General features: G+C 68.3%; 16 protein-coding genes and 3 pseudogenes. 9 read left to right on the forward strand and 10 right to left on the reverse strand.

Going from position 1 to position 13,819, the window contains the following annotated elements:
* Positions 1-196 precede the first annotated feature (196 nt).
* From ACFXDJ_RS15530 to ACFXDJ_RS15540, 3 genes are all read right to left on the reverse strand, one after another.
* Positions 197-331: an LPXTG cell wall anchor domain-containing protein gene (locus ACFXDJ_RS15530; protein WP_384655416.1), complete on the reverse strand. Its 135-nt coding sequence runs from the start codon at positions 329-331 to the stop codon at positions 197-199.
* A 262-nt stretch (positions 332-593) separates the two neighbouring features.
* The gene (locus ACFXDJ_RS15535) at positions 594-734 is read right to left on the reverse strand and encodes a hypothetical protein (RefSeq protein WP_384655413.1); all 141 of its coding nucleotides are present in this window, start codon (positions 732-734) and stop codon (positions 594-596) included.
* A gap of 138 nt (positions 735-872) precedes the next feature.
* A complete protein-coding gene (locus ACFXDJ_RS15540) occupies positions 873-1,601 on the reverse strand; it encodes a terpene cyclase (protein ID WP_384655410.1) in 729 nt (242 codons plus the stop codon).
* Positions 1,602-1,795: 194 nt separating this feature from the next.
* On the opposite strand from ACFXDJ_RS15540, the gene ACFXDJ_RS15545 reads away from it, so the two are divergent.
* Positions 1,796-2,215, forward strand: coding sequence for a DUF5959 family protein (locus ACFXDJ_RS15545; protein ID WP_384655407.1), 420 nt, complete (start codon positions 1,796-1,798; stop codon positions 2,213-2,215).
* 32 nt (positions 2,216-2,247) lie between these two features.
* Here ACFXDJ_RS15545 and ACFXDJ_RS15550 read toward each other — a convergent pair.
* Positions 2,248-2,394 (reverse strand): annotated as a pseudogene (locus ACFXDJ_RS15550) (ATP-binding protein); the annotation flags it as partial.
* A gap of 145 nt (positions 2,395-2,539) precedes the next feature.
* Between ACFXDJ_RS15550 and ACFXDJ_RS15555 the strand changes: the two are divergent.
* From ACFXDJ_RS15555 to ACFXDJ_RS15575, 5 genes are all read left to right on the forward strand, one after another.
* On the forward strand, positions 2,540-3,604 hold the full coding sequence (locus ACFXDJ_RS15555; RefSeq protein WP_384655404.1) for a tyrosine-type recombinase/integrase: 1,065 nt from the start codon (positions 2,540-2,542) through the stop codon (positions 3,602-3,604).
* The gene (locus ACFXDJ_RS15560; protein ID WP_116156759.1) at positions 3,601-3,915 is read left to right on the forward strand and encodes a helix-turn-helix transcriptional regulator; all 315 of its coding nucleotides are present in this window, start codon (positions 3,601-3,603) and stop codon (positions 3,913-3,915) included. Before ACFXDJ_RS15555 ends, ACFXDJ_RS15560 begins: the two co-directional genes overlap by 4 nt.
* Positions 3,916-4,494: 579 nt before the next feature.
* Positions 4,495-5,565 carry a tyrosine-type recombinase/integrase gene (locus tag ACFXDJ_RS15565; RefSeq protein WP_384849210.1) on the forward strand — a complete coding sequence of 357 codons (1,071 nt, stop codon included), beginning with the start codon at positions 4,495-4,497 and terminating at the stop codon, positions 5,563-5,565.
* Positions 5,566-5,597: 32 nt separating this feature from the next.
* A complete protein-coding gene (locus ACFXDJ_RS15570) occupies positions 5,598-6,062 on the forward strand; it encodes a DUF6228 family protein (RefSeq protein WP_362373593.1) in 465 nt (154 codons plus the stop codon).
* Between the two features lies 1 nt (position 6,063).
* The gene (locus ACFXDJ_RS15575; RefSeq protein WP_384849226.1) at positions 6,064-6,525 is read left to right on the forward strand and encodes a hypothetical protein; all 462 of its coding nucleotides are present in this window, start codon (positions 6,064-6,066) and stop codon (positions 6,523-6,525) included.
* A 67-nt stretch (positions 6,526-6,592) separates the two neighbouring features.
* Here the strand turns inward: ACFXDJ_RS15575 and ACFXDJ_RS15580 are convergent.
* From ACFXDJ_RS15580 to ACFXDJ_RS15590, 3 genes and pseudogenes are all read right to left on the reverse strand, one after another.
* A pseudogene (locus ACFXDJ_RS15580) lies at positions 6,593-6,691 on the reverse strand (AAA family ATPase); the annotation flags it as partial.
* A 115-nt stretch (positions 6,692-6,806) separates the two neighbouring features.
* Positions 6,807-7,037 carry a hypothetical protein gene (locus ACFXDJ_RS15585; RefSeq protein WP_384655395.1) on the reverse strand — a complete coding sequence of 77 codons (231 nt, stop codon included), beginning with the start codon at positions 7,035-7,037 and terminating at the stop codon, positions 6,807-6,809.
* Positions 7,038-7,066: 29 nt separating this feature from the next.
* Positions 7,067-7,273: a group II intron maturase-specific domain-containing protein gene (locus tag ACFXDJ_RS15590; RefSeq protein WP_384655393.1), complete on the reverse strand. Its 207-nt coding sequence runs from the start codon at positions 7,271-7,273 to the stop codon at positions 7,067-7,069.
* 600 nt (positions 7,274-7,873) lie between these two features.
* Between ACFXDJ_RS15590 and ACFXDJ_RS15595 the strand changes: the two genes are divergently transcribed.
* On the forward strand, positions 7,874-8,170 hold the full coding sequence (locus ACFXDJ_RS15595) for a hypothetical protein (protein WP_384849213.1): 297 nt from the start codon (positions 7,874-7,876) through the stop codon (positions 8,168-8,170).
* 310 nt (positions 8,171-8,480) lie between these two features.
* On the forward strand, positions 8,481-9,458 hold the full coding sequence (locus tag ACFXDJ_RS15600; protein ID WP_384655386.1) for a ricin-type beta-trefoil lectin domain protein: 978 nt from the start codon (positions 8,481-8,483) through the stop codon (positions 9,456-9,458).
* Between the two features lie 252 nt (positions 9,459-9,710).
* Here ACFXDJ_RS15600 and ACFXDJ_RS15605 read toward each other — a convergent pair.
* The 3 genes and pseudogenes from ACFXDJ_RS15605 to ACFXDJ_RS15615 form a co-directional block, all read right to left on the reverse strand.
* Positions 9,711-9,932: pseudogene (locus tag ACFXDJ_RS15605) on the reverse strand (DUF6233 domain-containing protein); the annotation flags it as partial.
* A 757-nt stretch (positions 9,933-10,689) separates the two neighbouring features.
* Complete coding sequence (locus tag ACFXDJ_RS15610) at positions 10,690-11,424, reverse strand: translation initiation factor IF-2 (protein WP_384655383.1); 735 nt, start codon at positions 11,422-11,424, stop codon at positions 10,690-10,692.
* A gap of 741 nt (positions 11,425-12,165) precedes the next feature.
* Positions 12,166-13,317, reverse strand: a complete 1,152-nt coding sequence (locus tag ACFXDJ_RS15615) for a HEAT repeat domain-containing protein (RefSeq protein WP_384655380.1) — start codon at positions 13,315-13,317, stop codon at positions 12,166-12,168.
* Between the two features lie 182 nt (positions 13,318-13,499).
* On the opposite strand from ACFXDJ_RS15615, the gene ACFXDJ_RS15620 reads away from it, so the two are divergent.
* Positions 13,500-13,778: a DUF6959 family protein gene (locus ACFXDJ_RS15620; RefSeq protein WP_384655378.1), complete on the forward strand. Its 279-nt coding sequence runs from the start codon at positions 13,500-13,502 to the stop codon at positions 13,776-13,778.
* The last annotated feature ends 41 nt before the right edge of the window (positions 13,779-13,819 follow it).

Here is a 13,819-nt window from a genome sequence, read left to right on the forward strand (position 1 = left end):
CGCGCGGGCGGCCGGGAGACAGGCCGCATCGGGTCCGCCAGCGGACTGATCCGGTCATCAGGGGGTTAGGCACTCAAGCAACGCGGGCAGGGGCGCGAGACACTGTTCGTCATCCGCGCGTGTCAAGTTCTCCTAGTTGTTGGCAGATTCTGCGAGTTCGGCCAGCAATTTGGGAGGTCGCCTGGTCTGGCGGTGCTCACCGGGCACGACGGCGACGGCTCAGCAGGGAGCTGCCTGCGAGTACCAGGCCGACGGCGAGGACCTTGGCGGCCTGGTAGTAGCCGGTCGCCGGGTTTTCCGGGGCGCCGGGAAGCCGGAGGAAGACCCACACTGCCCAGAGAATCCCGAAGACGACCAGTCCGATGGCCCCCCACGTCCCGAGGCCCGCCCACCGGGGCCCCGGGCCATCAGTCCGTTCGTCGGTCCGCTCAACGTCCTTTTCAATCAACGGCCTCTTCTCCTGCGCGTGTAGGGACAGTCGAGCGAGAAGACGCAGGCACGGTACGGGAGGTTCACCGGGCTGAGCGTTCCCGGCTGGGAACAGGGATCCTGCCGGCCGACGGCGTAAGCCCCGCCGCTGCGCGTGGATGCGGCTAGGTGCCGAGGACTTGTTCGAAGTGGCCGGGGCCGGTGTGGGGCAGGACGTGGGGTGCGTTGGTGTAGCGCCGGGTTTGGGTCTGCCAGGCGTGGTAGCCGCTCATCCACGCGCCCATGACCTCCACGTACGTGTCCACGGCACCGGCCTCCCGGTCGGTCAGGCCCAGATCCGCACACAGCCCGGGGACCTGGAGGGCGAGTTCCCGGAACCGTACGACCCGACGGCGGACTTCCTGTCGGGCTCCGGCGATGGCTTCCTCACGGCTGCACGGTTGCTAGTGTTCGATGACGAGGACGAGGATGTCCATATCGCCGCGGGCTTCTTCCTTCTCCAAGGAGTAGACGTCGTTGCACATGAAGGTGACGTCTATGGCGGCCTGGCGCATGATGCGCAGCTGCGGACTGTGGAAGGCCGCCGCCGGTATGTGGATGCCGGCGGCTCTCTCGCCCAGCGAGAGCGGCAGGTCGGTGCCGGCGATGCCGCGCCTCACCTGCAGGTAGGTCTCCATGTCGGCGGGCGTGCCGCGCAGGCGGCCTATGGCCTCGTGGGCCTGGGTGGCGAAGTAGTACTCCCACTCGTGCGCACACCGAACGACCCAGCCGGGATGCGCGCCGTCAATGCTGCGCGCCCAGATGTCGGCGAACGCCCGCGAGCACGCGTCCGCGCCCGGTCCGGGGAGGGTGCCGTGGACGATGTCGGTCATCGTCTGGCACACGGCCGCGGCCCGGGCAGGGTCCTGGCCCAGCGCCCCGTCGAACTGGTCGTCGAAGACGAAGAACAACGCCATCGAGTCCGCGCACAAGTCCAGCGCCGGCCCTTGGGCGTAGGGCACTCCGGCGGCGGCCAGACGCGGCATGTCCCAGGAGGCGTACCACTCCAGTGAGCGGCCCTCCCCGACGAGGCCCACATCCTGCACCCAGGCCAGATTCCGCTCCCGGGCGGCTGCCAGGTTTGGGTTGAGCGCGGTGGGGAAGGGGAGGTGGAACTCGATGTCCTGCGGCATGTGTCCTCCGTGAAACGAGCTGGTCTGGCTGCGTAGGTGACAACGAGGAACGATTGTCGAGGGGTTTCGGCAGCGGCAGGTGATCAGCAGGCTGCGGAATGTTGGTGAGAATCAGCAACACCCACCTCGGCGCCGTGCTTGCCGAGGAGCTCAGGAATGATGCCTCTGTTCGAGGTCGACGGAGAGGGGCTGTCATGGAAGACGAGCTGGGCGAGCTGATTCATCTGGCGGATCCGCCGGGGACGAGCGGTCACGTTGTCTCTCTGCGTGTGTTGGAGCTGCCAGCTCCTGGCAGGGACTGTCTGGACTGCGAGTTCGTTGTGGAGACCGAGACCGTCAAGGGCAGCTTCCCCGTTTATGTCATGTCCGATGACCTCGATGACTGGCAGGAGGCCCTTGAGGAGCTCGCCGCAGGTCGGTTCGTGTCGTGGCTGAACTCGGGTCGGACGGTCCAGTTCAAGATCAAGCCGCTGAGCCCTGGTGTGATCGGGGTGTCGCTCCATGACGGCCCGTCGTCGCAGGTGACGGTCAGCTTTCCCCTCTTCCCGGCGACCGGCTGGATCGATGATCAGCGTGCTCGTCTCGAAAAGGTGCGGCGAGTGTTTGCCAGCTGACCGTCCCGACATCGATGGTGTTCGGTTCGTGGTCAGCCGGCGGCTTGTTGTTCGGCGCGGGCGCGGGTGGTGGCGAGGCGGTAAGAGTCGGTGCCGGTCTCGATGATGTTGCCGCCGAAGGTGAGTCGGTCCACGATGGCCGCGCAGAGCCGGGGGTCGGTGAAGGTCTTTGTCCAGCCATCTGGGGCTGGCACATGTTCCTTTTCGTGGATCGCCGCTGCCACCGGCCCGTATCCATCTTCTGCTGTCCTCGTTGGTCTTCGTGGTGGTGCCCGGATTCTCCAGGTGCTGCCTTGATCGGTCAGGTGCGAGGAAGGTGTGCCGGTGACATCCCAGTTGAGGGTGGTCCAGGGTGGTGCCGTCTTGCTGGAGCCGGTGACCGCCGATCCGTGGGAGTTTCAGGCCGACTGCGTTGAGGCGTTCGTTGCCTCGTGGCGGGCGCGTGGGTTCAGTCCGGTGACGGTCGAGAACGACATCGGCTTGTTGGAACGGACGCTCACCGCGCTGGGCCGGCCCGCCTGGGACGTCACCCCCGAAGACATCGACCGTGTCGTCGGCAACCTGGCCCTTGCCGGGCGGGCTGCCTCGACCCGGCGCGAGTATGTGCAGATCTTCAAGGGCTTCCACCGGTTTCTGCAGGTCCGCAAGGCCGTCGAGATCGAAGCCGGTTTCGGCGTCCGCCTGGTCTGCCCGGTCGATGAGTTCAACGCGTCCCGGCATGTCGGGGACGACTCCCCGGCCCAGCTGCCGCCACCGACCCCCGAGCGGGTCGCGGAGTTCTTCGACTTTCTCAAGGCCCGGATCGCCACCGCCCGGAAGTACGCACCCGCTGCCCGTGACTATGCGATGTTCCGGACCCTCTATCACGCCGGCCTGAGGTCCGAAGAGGTGTCGCTTCTGGACCGCCCGGACCTTCACTTCACGCGGGGACCGTTCGGAAAACTCCACGTGCGGTTCGGCAAAGGCGCTCGCACCTCCGGGCCCCGGCCGCGCTGGGTGCCGATGCTGGACGGACTCGACCTCGTCCTGCACTGGTTTCTCGACGACGTCCGCAGCAAGTTCCCCGACTCACCGGTGCTATTCGCGGACGAGTCCGGTGGCAGTCTGCACCGCGGGACGATCCGCAACCGCCTGCGGTATCTGATGGAACTCGAAGGCCGCCCGGCGACGGACCGGTTCAGTCCGCATGCTCTGCGGCGGGCCTGCGCGACCCACAACTACGAGCGCGGCGTGGACCTGGTGGCGATCCAGCAACTCCTTGGCCACTGGACGGTCAGCTCGACCATGAGATACGTCCGTCCCTCCGCAACGTTCATCGAGGATGCCTATCGCCGTGCAGTGACAACCACGCTCAGCGAACTCACCGCCGAGGGGGACAGCTCCGCATGAAGATCCGATGGCGTCTGCGGATGGCCGCCGCCCAGCGCGAGATCTGGACCGGCACCCAGCTGCAGCGGCTGCTGGCCGAACGCGCCGGACTGCAAATGTCCTCCGCGTCGGTGTCCGCGCTGTTCAGCAAAGAGCCATCCCAGGTGAAGATGTCCACGCTGATCGCGTTGTGCACCGCGCTGGACTGCACTCCCAACGACCTGTTCGAAGTCGACACCACCCCCGTCGAACGTCCCGCGGCCCCGATTCGGCCGGTCGCCGACCTGCCGAAGGCAGTCTCCGCGCGGGGCCGTTCGATGCCGCCTCTGTGACCTGGAGAGGGCGGAATCGTGGGCGTCAAACAGAGCGACTGCACCGGCTGCGGAGCCCCGGTCGGATTCATCGACCGGCACTACTGCTGCCGCTGCACTGCCCAGCAGAGGGAGGCCGCGACCCGGTCCGCTTGTCCCCGGTGCGGCCAGCAGCGCGTCCTCCAAGCAGACACCGGCCGGTGCATCACCTGCTCACGCGTATGCACCGCATGCGGACAGCCGGTGCGGAGCAAATCCTCGGCTCTCTGCCGCACTTGCCTGCGGGAGTCCGAACGCGACGCCGCCAAGGCCACGTGCCCTCGCTGCAGCCGACCCGGATATCTCCGAGAGGACACCGGCTGGTGCGGGCACTGCTCGCGTCCCCGGCAGGCCAAACAGCCACCCCGTGCCTGCGAGCAATGCGGCAGAGTACGGAAGCACGCAGGGCTGGGACTGTGCTCAGCCTGCTGGCAGCGCCACCCCGACCGCCCCTTCGTCCGAGCCGAGAACCTCATCGCCGAACTCGACAATCCGCCCGACTGGCTGCAGGACTTCACGACAGATCTCGCCGCCAAGTACTCCGTCGGCCGGGCCTGCACGATGATCACTTCCCTCGGGCGGCTTCTCCTGGACAGCCAGCCCAACCTCCCCCAGTCCGTACTCGAACGCTCCCGCCGCCCGGGCCGCTCGATGGGCTCCCTCGCCCGTGCTTTGGAGACCTTCTTCACCAGTCGCGGTCTGGCCATGGCCACCGACCAGGCCGAGCGGCTCGCAGCCGGCCGCCGACAACGCCGCATCCTCGCGGTGCCCGACCCCCTGCAACCCGCAGTGGAGGCTTTCGCCGACTTCATGATCCGTTCGCGTGAGCGATCCCGGCGTGCCGGAACGCTGCCTCGCACCGATGCCACCATCGAAACCGCACTTGCCACCGTGCGTGATCTCTCCGTGTTTCTCGCCGGTGAGCGCGGCAAGCGGGACTGGGCACTGACCGACGTGCACGATCTCGAAACCTTCCTGGCCGGCACACCCAAGGCCCGAAAGCGACGCCTGGTCGTCCTCAGGCAGTTCTTCCGCTTCGCGCGTTCCCGGAAGATCGTCCTCATCGATCCCGCCCAAGGTCTGACAGCCCGAGGACCGAGCGGCTTCACCGGTGCGACGCTGACGCTTGACCAGCAACGTGTGTTGTTCCGCCGCTGGACAACGGATCCGGCCGTCCACCCGCACGAAGCCCTGCTGGGCATGTTCGCGCTGTTGCACGGCGCCTCAAGCCGAGAGGTCAAGATGCTGCAGAGCGACGCCCTCGACTTTCGTGCACGGACCGCCCGGCTGGGCGCCCGCCCGCATCCAATTCCTCTGGATCCGGCGTCCTGGGCAGTGCTGGAACGCTGCCTGGCCCACCGTGAAGGTCAGCGGACGGACAACCCGCATGTGATGGTCACCCGCCAGACGAAGTCCGGCCGGGGCCCAGCGTCCACCGCCTATGTCAGTCACGTCCTCGACGCGTGCGGCTTCCCGCCCCGCATGATCCGCTGCACTCGACTACTTGATCTGGTCAACACCATGGATCCCAAACTCGTCGCCGCCGCGTTCGGCATGGACCCCGAGGCCACCATGATCTATCTCGCCGACCACGTCGACCCCGGCCGCCTGCCTGACCTGCAATCACGGTGACGACAAGCACCTCCTTGACCTAGTGTTTCTGGATGAGCTCCCGAGACGCCGCCCGCGAAGAACCAGCCGAATTGACCGTCCGCTGCCAGGACGACCGGGCCGTCTCAGTGAAGCTCTGCGACCTCTTCGACGAAGACGAAGACTGCGTCCACTACGCCATCGAGGCATGCGCGGCCGGCCTGAACGCTCGCCTGGACGGCGTGGCAGCCTGGAACTGGGGCGCCGACCTGGCTCCTTTCCTGGAGAAGCTCTCCGAGGACTTCCGCGGCTGGGATGGAGAGCGTGTCTGGCAGACCAACGACCGCGATCTCACCGTCAGAGCGGTCTTCCGCTCGGGCGGCCATGTTGGGCTGACCTGGACACTACGTCCTTGGAAAATATCCGTTGGTAGCTGGGAGGCATCCGTCACCACCTGGCTGGAAGCCGGCGAGCAGATGTCCACTCTCGCAGCCGATGTCCGGCACTTCCTCGGCCAGGAGGCCGGTCATCGTGGGTGACATGCAGCTCGTTTGGACTCTCAGCGGGCGGGGATGGGCCGACTGCACCATCGCCGATCATCAGGCGGAAGCCGAGGTCACAGCCTCATACATCTCCACAGCCCCCGAGGACCTACTGACGGCGTACCTCCGCCTCGTCACCGGTGAGGCGGAGGTACGCGTGCAGTTCGAGGCGGAACCCACCGCCTTCCGCTGGATCCTCTACCGCGAGGGCACCGACGTGTGGATTCGTGTGCTGGAACTGGCCGACGGCAGCAACCACGACAACGCTGGAACCGAAATCTGGTCGAGCCAACAAAGCATCGGCACTGTGGCTCGCGCTGTGGTCCGATGTTTCGACGAGGTCGCGCGGAAGTACGGCGAGAGCGGGTATCGCGGCAAGTGGGGCGAGCACTTTCCCCGCTTCGAACTCGAAGCCCTCAGAGAGGTCTGGCACAAGAGCCGTCCCCTGGAGAAAACCTGAGCCTGGCCGAACCTGGATGGTTTCGGCGCCGCCTGGCACAGGTTCGCCGGAACATGTGCGCTTTGCCGAACGACTCGTTCGAGGCGATCGCCACACTGTTCTTTTCCTCCCGCTCCGTCAAAACTTGGAAGAGGAGTTCGGCGCCGCGGCGGTCGAGTTCCATGTGTTGGGTCGGGGACGGGACGCCGTGCACCCTTTCAGGTGTCGGTTTTCCCATCCCCGCCCGCCGAACCGGACGTGCCCGTTGGCCGAGCATCCGGCTCTCCACGTGACTCAATGAATCAGGCGAGGTATTCGCTAACCTGGCCGACGAAGGCCACATCGTCGTGGGTGGTCCGGCGGAAGCGTGCTCCGTCTGGATTGACCTCGTCGATGTTGTAAGGCGTGCTGATCTGCGCTCCGCGGAAGCGGTATCGCTCGACCCGCATCTTCGCCGGGTTGTAGAGGACGAGCCCGCCCTCAGCGATGCGGTCCGCTCCGTAGTAGCGGTGGCGCAACTGTTTCCAGGTCACACGGGGATGCTTGTAGCGAATCCAATGGATCAGTCTCCACCACGCGTACCAGCCGAGTAGGAGAACGTCTTCTTGGATGCGCCGTAGCGGAAATAGGTGGACCAGCCCCGAAGGACCGGGTTGACCGTCCGCAGCACCTCCTCCAACGAGAGCGACGTCGTGCTTCGCCCCGTCAGTTTCTTGCAGCTGCGCTGCGTGGCCGGGGGGACGCCGATGGACTTCGAAGTCCAGACCATTCGTTAGGCGCCTGGAGGATCGGGCCGCAGGGGGGTTGGTCCTGCCTGGGAGGTCGGGTACGCGCAGTTGCACGGCGTAGTGGTGTGCGTCGCAACCGCGCGCACCCGCTCCCATCCCCCCCTCAGGCCGCGCTGACACGCGGGCCTGGTCGGACGTGGCGAAAGATGCTCGGCTCTCGGAACTCGGCGACATTTCAGGCTGGCTCCGTACGCGACAGGGAGCTGCGTTTTGGCGGCAGTTCGGGAGGCGGTACGGCTGCCGTCCCTGCGGGGATGTTCACGACGGCGGCCGGCAGCGCGGACGCCGCTGGGCCGTAGTTGCCCCTGATTGTCCAAGGTGGATGGTTCCCGGGCGTGCGCAGGGCTGTTTGCGGTAATGACAATCGTTTCTGCGGTGAACGTGCGTGCCGGCCGGGGGTGGGAACGCGGGTTGTGTGTGGGGGCTGGGGTTGGGTGGGCGTGGGTGGTGCCGAGGGTGCGGTACCCGCTCTTCTTTTCCCGTTCGAGTGAAGGTGGATCGCTGTGCTGAAGAAGTCGTTCGTGGCCGCTGCAGCTGTCGTGATGGTGTTCGGGGGCGCTGGTCTGGCGCAGGCTGACGATGTGGTGCGTGTGGTAGAGGGCGCGGAGGTCACCATTCCGCCGGCTGCCGGTGGCTACCCGGGGCGGGCGGCGGCGGTGGCGGAGTGCCCGGCGGGGGAGACCCGCACCGGGGGCGGGGCCATCGTGACCGCGGGGAACTCCTACGCCGACCGTTACCACTTGACGGCGAGTGCGCCGATCAGCGGGGAACGCTGGTGGGCGTTCGCGACGAACGCCGACCCCAGCAACGCGGGAACCCTGAAGGCGTACGCGATCTGCGCGAAGGTGGTCAAGAACCCGACCCTCACCACGCCCTGACCTGAGGTGTCAGGCCCGGTTCCGGAGGTATGCCGGAGTGCTGAGTGCTGAGTGCTGAGTGCTGCGTCCGGAGCCGGTGGCCACCAGGTGCTGTGGGGTGGGCCGGGCAGACGATGGCAAGGCCCGCGCCTCCTCGCCGCACGGGAACGCAGGAAGGCGGTCACAGCGACACGTTCGGATCAATCCGTGCGTGACCTCAACGCTCCCGCCCCCCAGCAGACGTCCAGTTTGATCATTCTTCGCAGGGCGGCCTCGTCAGAGGTCTTCGACGTCCACGTCCCCCTGCGCCGCAAGGAACGGAGATGTGTCCGTGAATCATTCGACGACCAGGCTGGCCGGTCTGACGGGAAGCGTCCTGGCCGCATTGGCCTGGGGGATCCTCGCGGCTTCGCCGGCCGCCGCGCAGCCCCTGGTCGGCCGGGATGTGCCGACGCTGGTGACGCTTGCCCGTGGCGAAACCGGAGCGGTGCCCTGGACCTACCAGAACACCGGGGGGAACTCGACGGTGCCGGCGAGCGGTGTCCAGATCACCTTCACCGCCCCCGCCAACACCACTTTCCCCGCGCAGAGCATCGTGCCCAGCGAGTTCGGCGTCCCTGGATCCAGCTGGGCCCCCAACAACCTGGGCCTGCGCAACTGCGTACGCAGTAACTCCGACACCACGCTGACCTGCGACGGCTACGGGGTCAACGGTGGAGTCAGCGGCTGGCCGACCAACACGTACATGCGGTTTTCGCCGCAGGTGACGGTGGCGCGCACGGCCCCGGCGGAGACCACGCTGTCCCCCGGTTCCGGCAGGCTCAGCTACACCGACGCGGCTGCCGGCGTTCCGCTGACGGCCGATGCCACGCTGAACGTGCGGACCGCGCCGAGCAAGCCGATGTGCGTGTCCTCCGATTCCCGCGCCACTTTGAGCAGCATCCGGATCTGGGAGTGCGCCCCGGGTGACGTCAACCAGCGCTTCGTCATCGACGGCGGAAAGATCATCAGAGGTGACACGTTCGGCACCAGCCAGGAGATGTGCCTGACCGCCATGGAAATCGAGGACGGCAAGTACGTCGATCTGGAGCCGTGCGGCACCGGTGCGTTCCTGCGCCACCAACTGTGGGTCGTACGCGACGGCCGCTTCGTCTTCAGGGACACGATCGGCACGAGCCGTGAGACCTGCCTGGACATGGGACCGACACGCAACAACGACGACAGAGTGCGCGTGTCGCAGTGCAGCACCTCCTCGGACCAGGAGTTCGTCGTCCAGGGCGGCGTCATCAAGGCCGAAGACACCCTGTGACCCCACAGGCGGCGGCCTCCCCCCTGCGGACCGGCCGCCGCCGTCGAGGACGACGAACGGCCCGAGCCAACGTCCTGACGGGCCTGAGCCTGGACATTCCGGTCGAGGAGTGGCCGCGCTGGTCAGCGCGGCCGACGCGGGAGGGCGGAGGATCGGCGAAAGCGAACGGGCTGGGTTCTTCACACGGCAGCCCAAGGACGCTGCTTTCCGCCCTCCGGGTCCTCGGTCCGGCCAGCGCACTCCGAGGGTGATGTGAGGACGGCACTGCGGGCAGCCGGGTATGCCCTTGGCCAGGGCCCGGCGCGCCTCCTCGGTGCTCAGGGGCGAGAAGCGGCTCGCCGTGTCCCAGCGGTCCCTGGCGTGGACGCGGACCGGCAGCCGGCCCGCGCCGACGCCGTCGATCCGTGGGCGCCGCCCGTCAGCGTGGACGCGAAGTGTTCCTGGCGCCCGTTGACCCGGGGCTTGGCCGTGCATTGGGATCTGGACCTCGGCGACCGCGCGAAGGCGCTGGAACAGCTCGGCGCCAACCGGCTCGCGCACGCGGCGATCGTCGGAGTCGTCAAGGACGTCCTGCCCGAGACGGGGGCGGGCATGCTGGTCGGCTCCCGCCCGTGGCCCCTGCTCGCGGCCCGCATGGCCCGGATTCGCGACCAGGGCGGCACCGGCCTCCTCGCCGCGCACCTGGCCCGCCTCCAGGCCGACACCTCTGGGAAAGACGGCCCGTCCTCCACCACCCTGGGGCGCCTCGTGGACGCGACCCTGCACTGCCTGACGACACCGCCCTTTGCCCCCTCCGCGCCCGCGTCCCGGGTAACGGTCTCCCCGGCGGCCCGTTCCCGCTCCGCCACCACGCCCGCCGCAGCGGGCCGCCTCGCGTGGTTCTCGGTGAAGCCAGCGTCGGCGGTGGGGGCTGCGGGCGGAAGGGCAGCGCCGGCCGGAGCGGAGCACTGCACGGGCGCCACCGGTCCGCGGGGGAGACGTAGGGGAGCGTGCCGCACGTCGGGTAGGCCCGGCTCTCGACGTGTTGCTCCGGGCGGGGGTCTGTGGGTGGTGCCGCGATGGCCGTGGTGTGTGTCAGCGGCGGCTCCACGCGCGCCGCCGCTGCCGTGCTGCAGGTTGTAGCCCTCGCCGCGACCTCCGCTGGAGACCTCGGCATCACCTAGGAGACCCCTGGCCGCGCCTGATGGCGGCGGTGCGCAAGCCTGTGGCCGGGGAGTGCCAGGCACCCCGTTCAGTGCGGTGAGGGTTTCGGGTCCAAGGCGTTGGAGACGGTGCAGCCGCCCTCTCCGGGCATCCGGTGGATCCGGGGCGGCACCCACACCGCAGTGTCGCCGGGGCTCACGCGGGCAAGAAGGCAGTCCTGCTCGTCGAAGCCGTTGCCCTTGACCAACAGGAGAACGCCGACCCTGCCGCCGTCCGCCTTCACCTCCGTGAGGATCGCCGGATCCAGGTCCAGAGCGGCGAGCGTACGCCGCACTTCGCCCTCATCCGCCAGGCTGCCCTCCGGTACCTGGGGAAGCTTCGTGCGGAGCTCCTCGTAGGGCAGTCGGGGTGGTTTCGGTGGCGGGGCGAAGGTCAGCGCGGGCCCGTCCGGGCAGTCCACGTCACGGGGAACCTCACCCCACTCGGACTTGGGCGATACCCGTACCGCGAAACAGCGCCGCACGGAGACTTCTTCAGGGGCGAGCCATCCTTTGTACCCCGAGCCGGAGGTGCGGACGACGACAACGACGCCGTCCCTGTCGTGTGTCGACGTACCTTTCACCCGCAGTACCTCCACCCCGTCGATGCGGGAAGCGGAGCGCCCGACCTCCTCCGCGGTGCGCGGACTCTGGCCGTAGAGCCGCTGGCCCGCCTTCCTGGCCACCTCCCGTGCGACGTCCGTCGCTTTGCCATCGGAGGAGTCCACCACCCCGCAGCCGACGGTGAACAGCAACAGCGGAGCGAGCAGCAGGAGTCGACGCATACGTCCACCCTTACGGCTCCGCACCCGGCAGACAACCCGCTCTCGTACTCAGACTGGTAAGCGCTGCCACGCGTGACCGTCTGACCCTGCTGGCGGCCGAGAACAACACGACGATCCGCAAGGGTCGAGGCGCCCGCCGAGAGCCGGCCGACCCAGTCCGAGTTCAAGGAGCGCGCTGCTCAGGCCCGCTACGAGCACGTCTCCCTCCCGGGCACCCGTGCCCAGCGCGGAGGCCGAGGCGAAGGCCTGGGTCGCTCGTCACGCTCGCTTTGGCAGCCCTTGCAGAGGGGGTTCCCACCCACCCGGTAGCGGCATATGGGCTGGTGGCAGCGTGCGCAGGATCCGGTTTGACTGGGTGCCCACGTGGCCAGGGCTGGGCGCGGGCGGGTGGCGGTGGGGGTCTGCTCGCTCATGCTGCGCTCCGGTCCGTGGCGGCGGGGGTGTGGGTGCGGGCGGTGCGGCGTAGCTCGGCGCCACCGGTCCGACCACTGGGCGGGAGAGGCCCAGTACGGGTGGGTGGCGAGGCGGAAAGTCCGGGAGGACCAGGGCGCGCCGCAGGGCGGCTGTGCCGGCCCCGGCGGGGGTGTGCGCGAGCTGGGCGTAAGTCTTCTCCCGTGCCCGTTGGAGGGCGAGGAGGTCGGTGGGTTTACCGATCGACCTGATGACTAGACGAGCTCTGAGCTGCGGCAATGAGTTGCGTACATGTTCGCGACGACGCGTGAGGACCCTGAAGGGCCGAGCTCAGGTCGATGCGGTGCGCGCGCGCATGCGGTGCGCGGTCCGCAGTCCCTGCTCGGCGGCGGTTGCCACGAGGCCGCCGAGGGTGGTTCTGGCGAGGTCGTGGGCGGCGAGGTGTTCCAGTGCTGGCAGGGCCCGGTCGTCGGCGGTGGAGCCGAGAGCGCGGCAGGCCAGTGCTCGGAGGTCCGGGTCGGGATCGGTGGTGAGGGCGATCAGGTCGTCCACCACCGGCGGGCCGAAGGTGGCGATAGCTGAGGCGAGATGACTGGCCTTCGGGTTCCGGCGTTCGATCATGGCCTGCCAGAGCGCAGCGAGTGCCCGGTCGCCGCCGATTTGGCCGAGGGCCAGGGCGGCTCTGCTGCGTACCCAGTTGGTCTCGTCGTTCAGCCGGGCTGTCAGGGCGGGTACGGCGGCCTGTTCCTGAAAGAGGCCGAGCGCCTCGCAGGCACCCTCGCGGACCATCGGATCGTGATGCTCCAGCAGGGCGGTGATCAGCGGAACGGCCCGGCGGAAGCCGAGTTCGGCACAGGCGAGCGCCGACCACCGCACCCCGCGGTGCCCGGTGTCGGCGAGCGCGCGCAGTAGGCCCGGTTCGACGCTCGCGTCGCCGAACAGGGAGATCCGGTTGAGTGCCTTGGTCCAGACGGTGACATCCTGCGTCCGGTGGTCGGAGGCGACCTCGGACAGGGCCGCCCGGGCCTGCGGATGGCCGAGCTCGGCCCACTCCAGCAGGGCGTCGATCGCCCGCAGCCGGATCATACGGTTCCCGCTCAGCTCGGAGGCGTGGACGGTGACGAGGGATGTAGGACCGTCCGGCAGGTGGCCGAGCGCGTCCCCGATCAGGCCGGCGAGCGCTGGTTCGAGCTCGCCCAACCGCAGGGCCAGTGGGCCGATTCGGGTGCCGACGTCCGCGTCGTAGCGGCCGTCGCCCCGCAGGTTCGCGGCCAGCTTGGCGACCGTACGGAACAGCAGCTGTGCGTGGTCCGATGGGGAATCAGCGAGGGCGTCGAGTCGGCCGGACATCGCCGCGGTGGCGGCGTGCGGCGGGCGCCCGGTGGCCTCCAGGACCGCCTCCGCCCAGGCGAGTGGCTCGCCCTGACGCTCGTAGAGCTGGCGACCCCACAGGCGGAGGACGGCGTCACGGTGGTCGGTCATCCTAGGATCGTTCCAGCAGGGAACACCGACAGCCAACGGGTTTCCGCGCGGTCGGTCGGGTGCGATTGAGCGCCGCCCGAAGAGCGTTCACGAAATCCCGGACAGAGCCGGAAACGGCTGTGACCGCGCTTCCGTGATGGCTACGGTTGGGTGCGGTCCGGCGTCTGCTGTTGGATGGCCCGATGGAACTCATTGAGGCTGAGCTGTTCACGGATGCAGGCAACGACGCGGTTGTGCGTCTGCCCCCACGTCGCTTCCCGGGGGTGCTCGTCCAGGGTGACTCGCTGTCGAGCATCCGCAGCGACGTTGCCGAAATAGTAGCGGCGTGCGCCCAGGGCGACGTCGATGAGGCCCACGAGGTTGCCACATTCCTCCTGGCCAACTTCGATGAACTGCTGGACCGCTACGAGAGTGCGTTGGAGGCGCACGGCATTCAGCGACCCTACGGGCCGCGCGCGTAGGGCCGGCATGCCGGATCGTTTCCTCGCGGCACAACTTCTGT

The organism is Streptomyces sp. NPDC059443, from assembly GCF_042750105.1.
GTDB lineage: Bacteria > Actinomycetota > Actinomycetes > Streptomycetales > Streptomycetaceae > Streptomyces.

Bases quoted from the DNA above. Each gene is read 5' to 3' on its own strand.
- ACFXDJ_RS15575 (WP_384849226.1), top strand. From the start codon at position 6,064: ATGCAGCTCGTTTGGACTCTCAGCGGGCGGGGATGGGCCGACTGCACC.
- ACFXDJ_RS15590 (WP_384655393.1), bottom strand. From the start codon at position 7,273: ATGGTCTGGACTTCGAAGTCCATCGGCGTCCCCCCGGCCACGCAGCGC.
- ACFXDJ_RS15560 (WP_116156759.1), top strand. From the start codon at position 3,601: ATGAAGATCCGATGGCGTCTGCGGATGGCCGCCGCCCAGCGCGAGATC.
- ACFXDJ_RS15570 (WP_362373593.1), top strand. From the start codon at position 5,598: ATGAGCTCCCGAGACGCCGCCCGCGAAGAACCAGCCGAATTGACCGTC.
- ACFXDJ_RS15620 (WP_384655378.1), top strand. From the start codon at position 13,500: ATGGAACTCATTGAGGCTGAGCTGTTCACGGATGCAGGCAACGACGCG.
- ACFXDJ_RS15615 (WP_384655380.1), bottom strand. From the start codon at position 13,317: ATGACCGACCACCGTGACGCCGTCCTCCGCCTGTGGGGTCGCCAGCTC.
- ACFXDJ_RS15545 (WP_384655407.1), top strand. From the start codon at position 1,796: ATGGAAGACGAGCTGGGCGAGCTGATTCATCTGGCGGATCCGCCGGGG.
- ACFXDJ_RS15540 (WP_384655410.1), bottom strand. From the start codon at position 1,601: ATGCCGCAGGACATCGAGTTCCACCTCCCCTTCCCCACCGCGCTCAAC.
- ACFXDJ_RS15610 (WP_384655383.1), bottom strand. From the start codon at position 11,424: ATGCGTCGACTCCTGCTGCTCGCTCCGCTGTTGCTGTTCACCGTCGGC.
- ACFXDJ_RS15565 (WP_384849210.1), top strand. From the start codon at position 4,495: ATGATCACTTCCCTCGGGCGGCTTCTCCTGGACAGCCAGCCCAACCTC.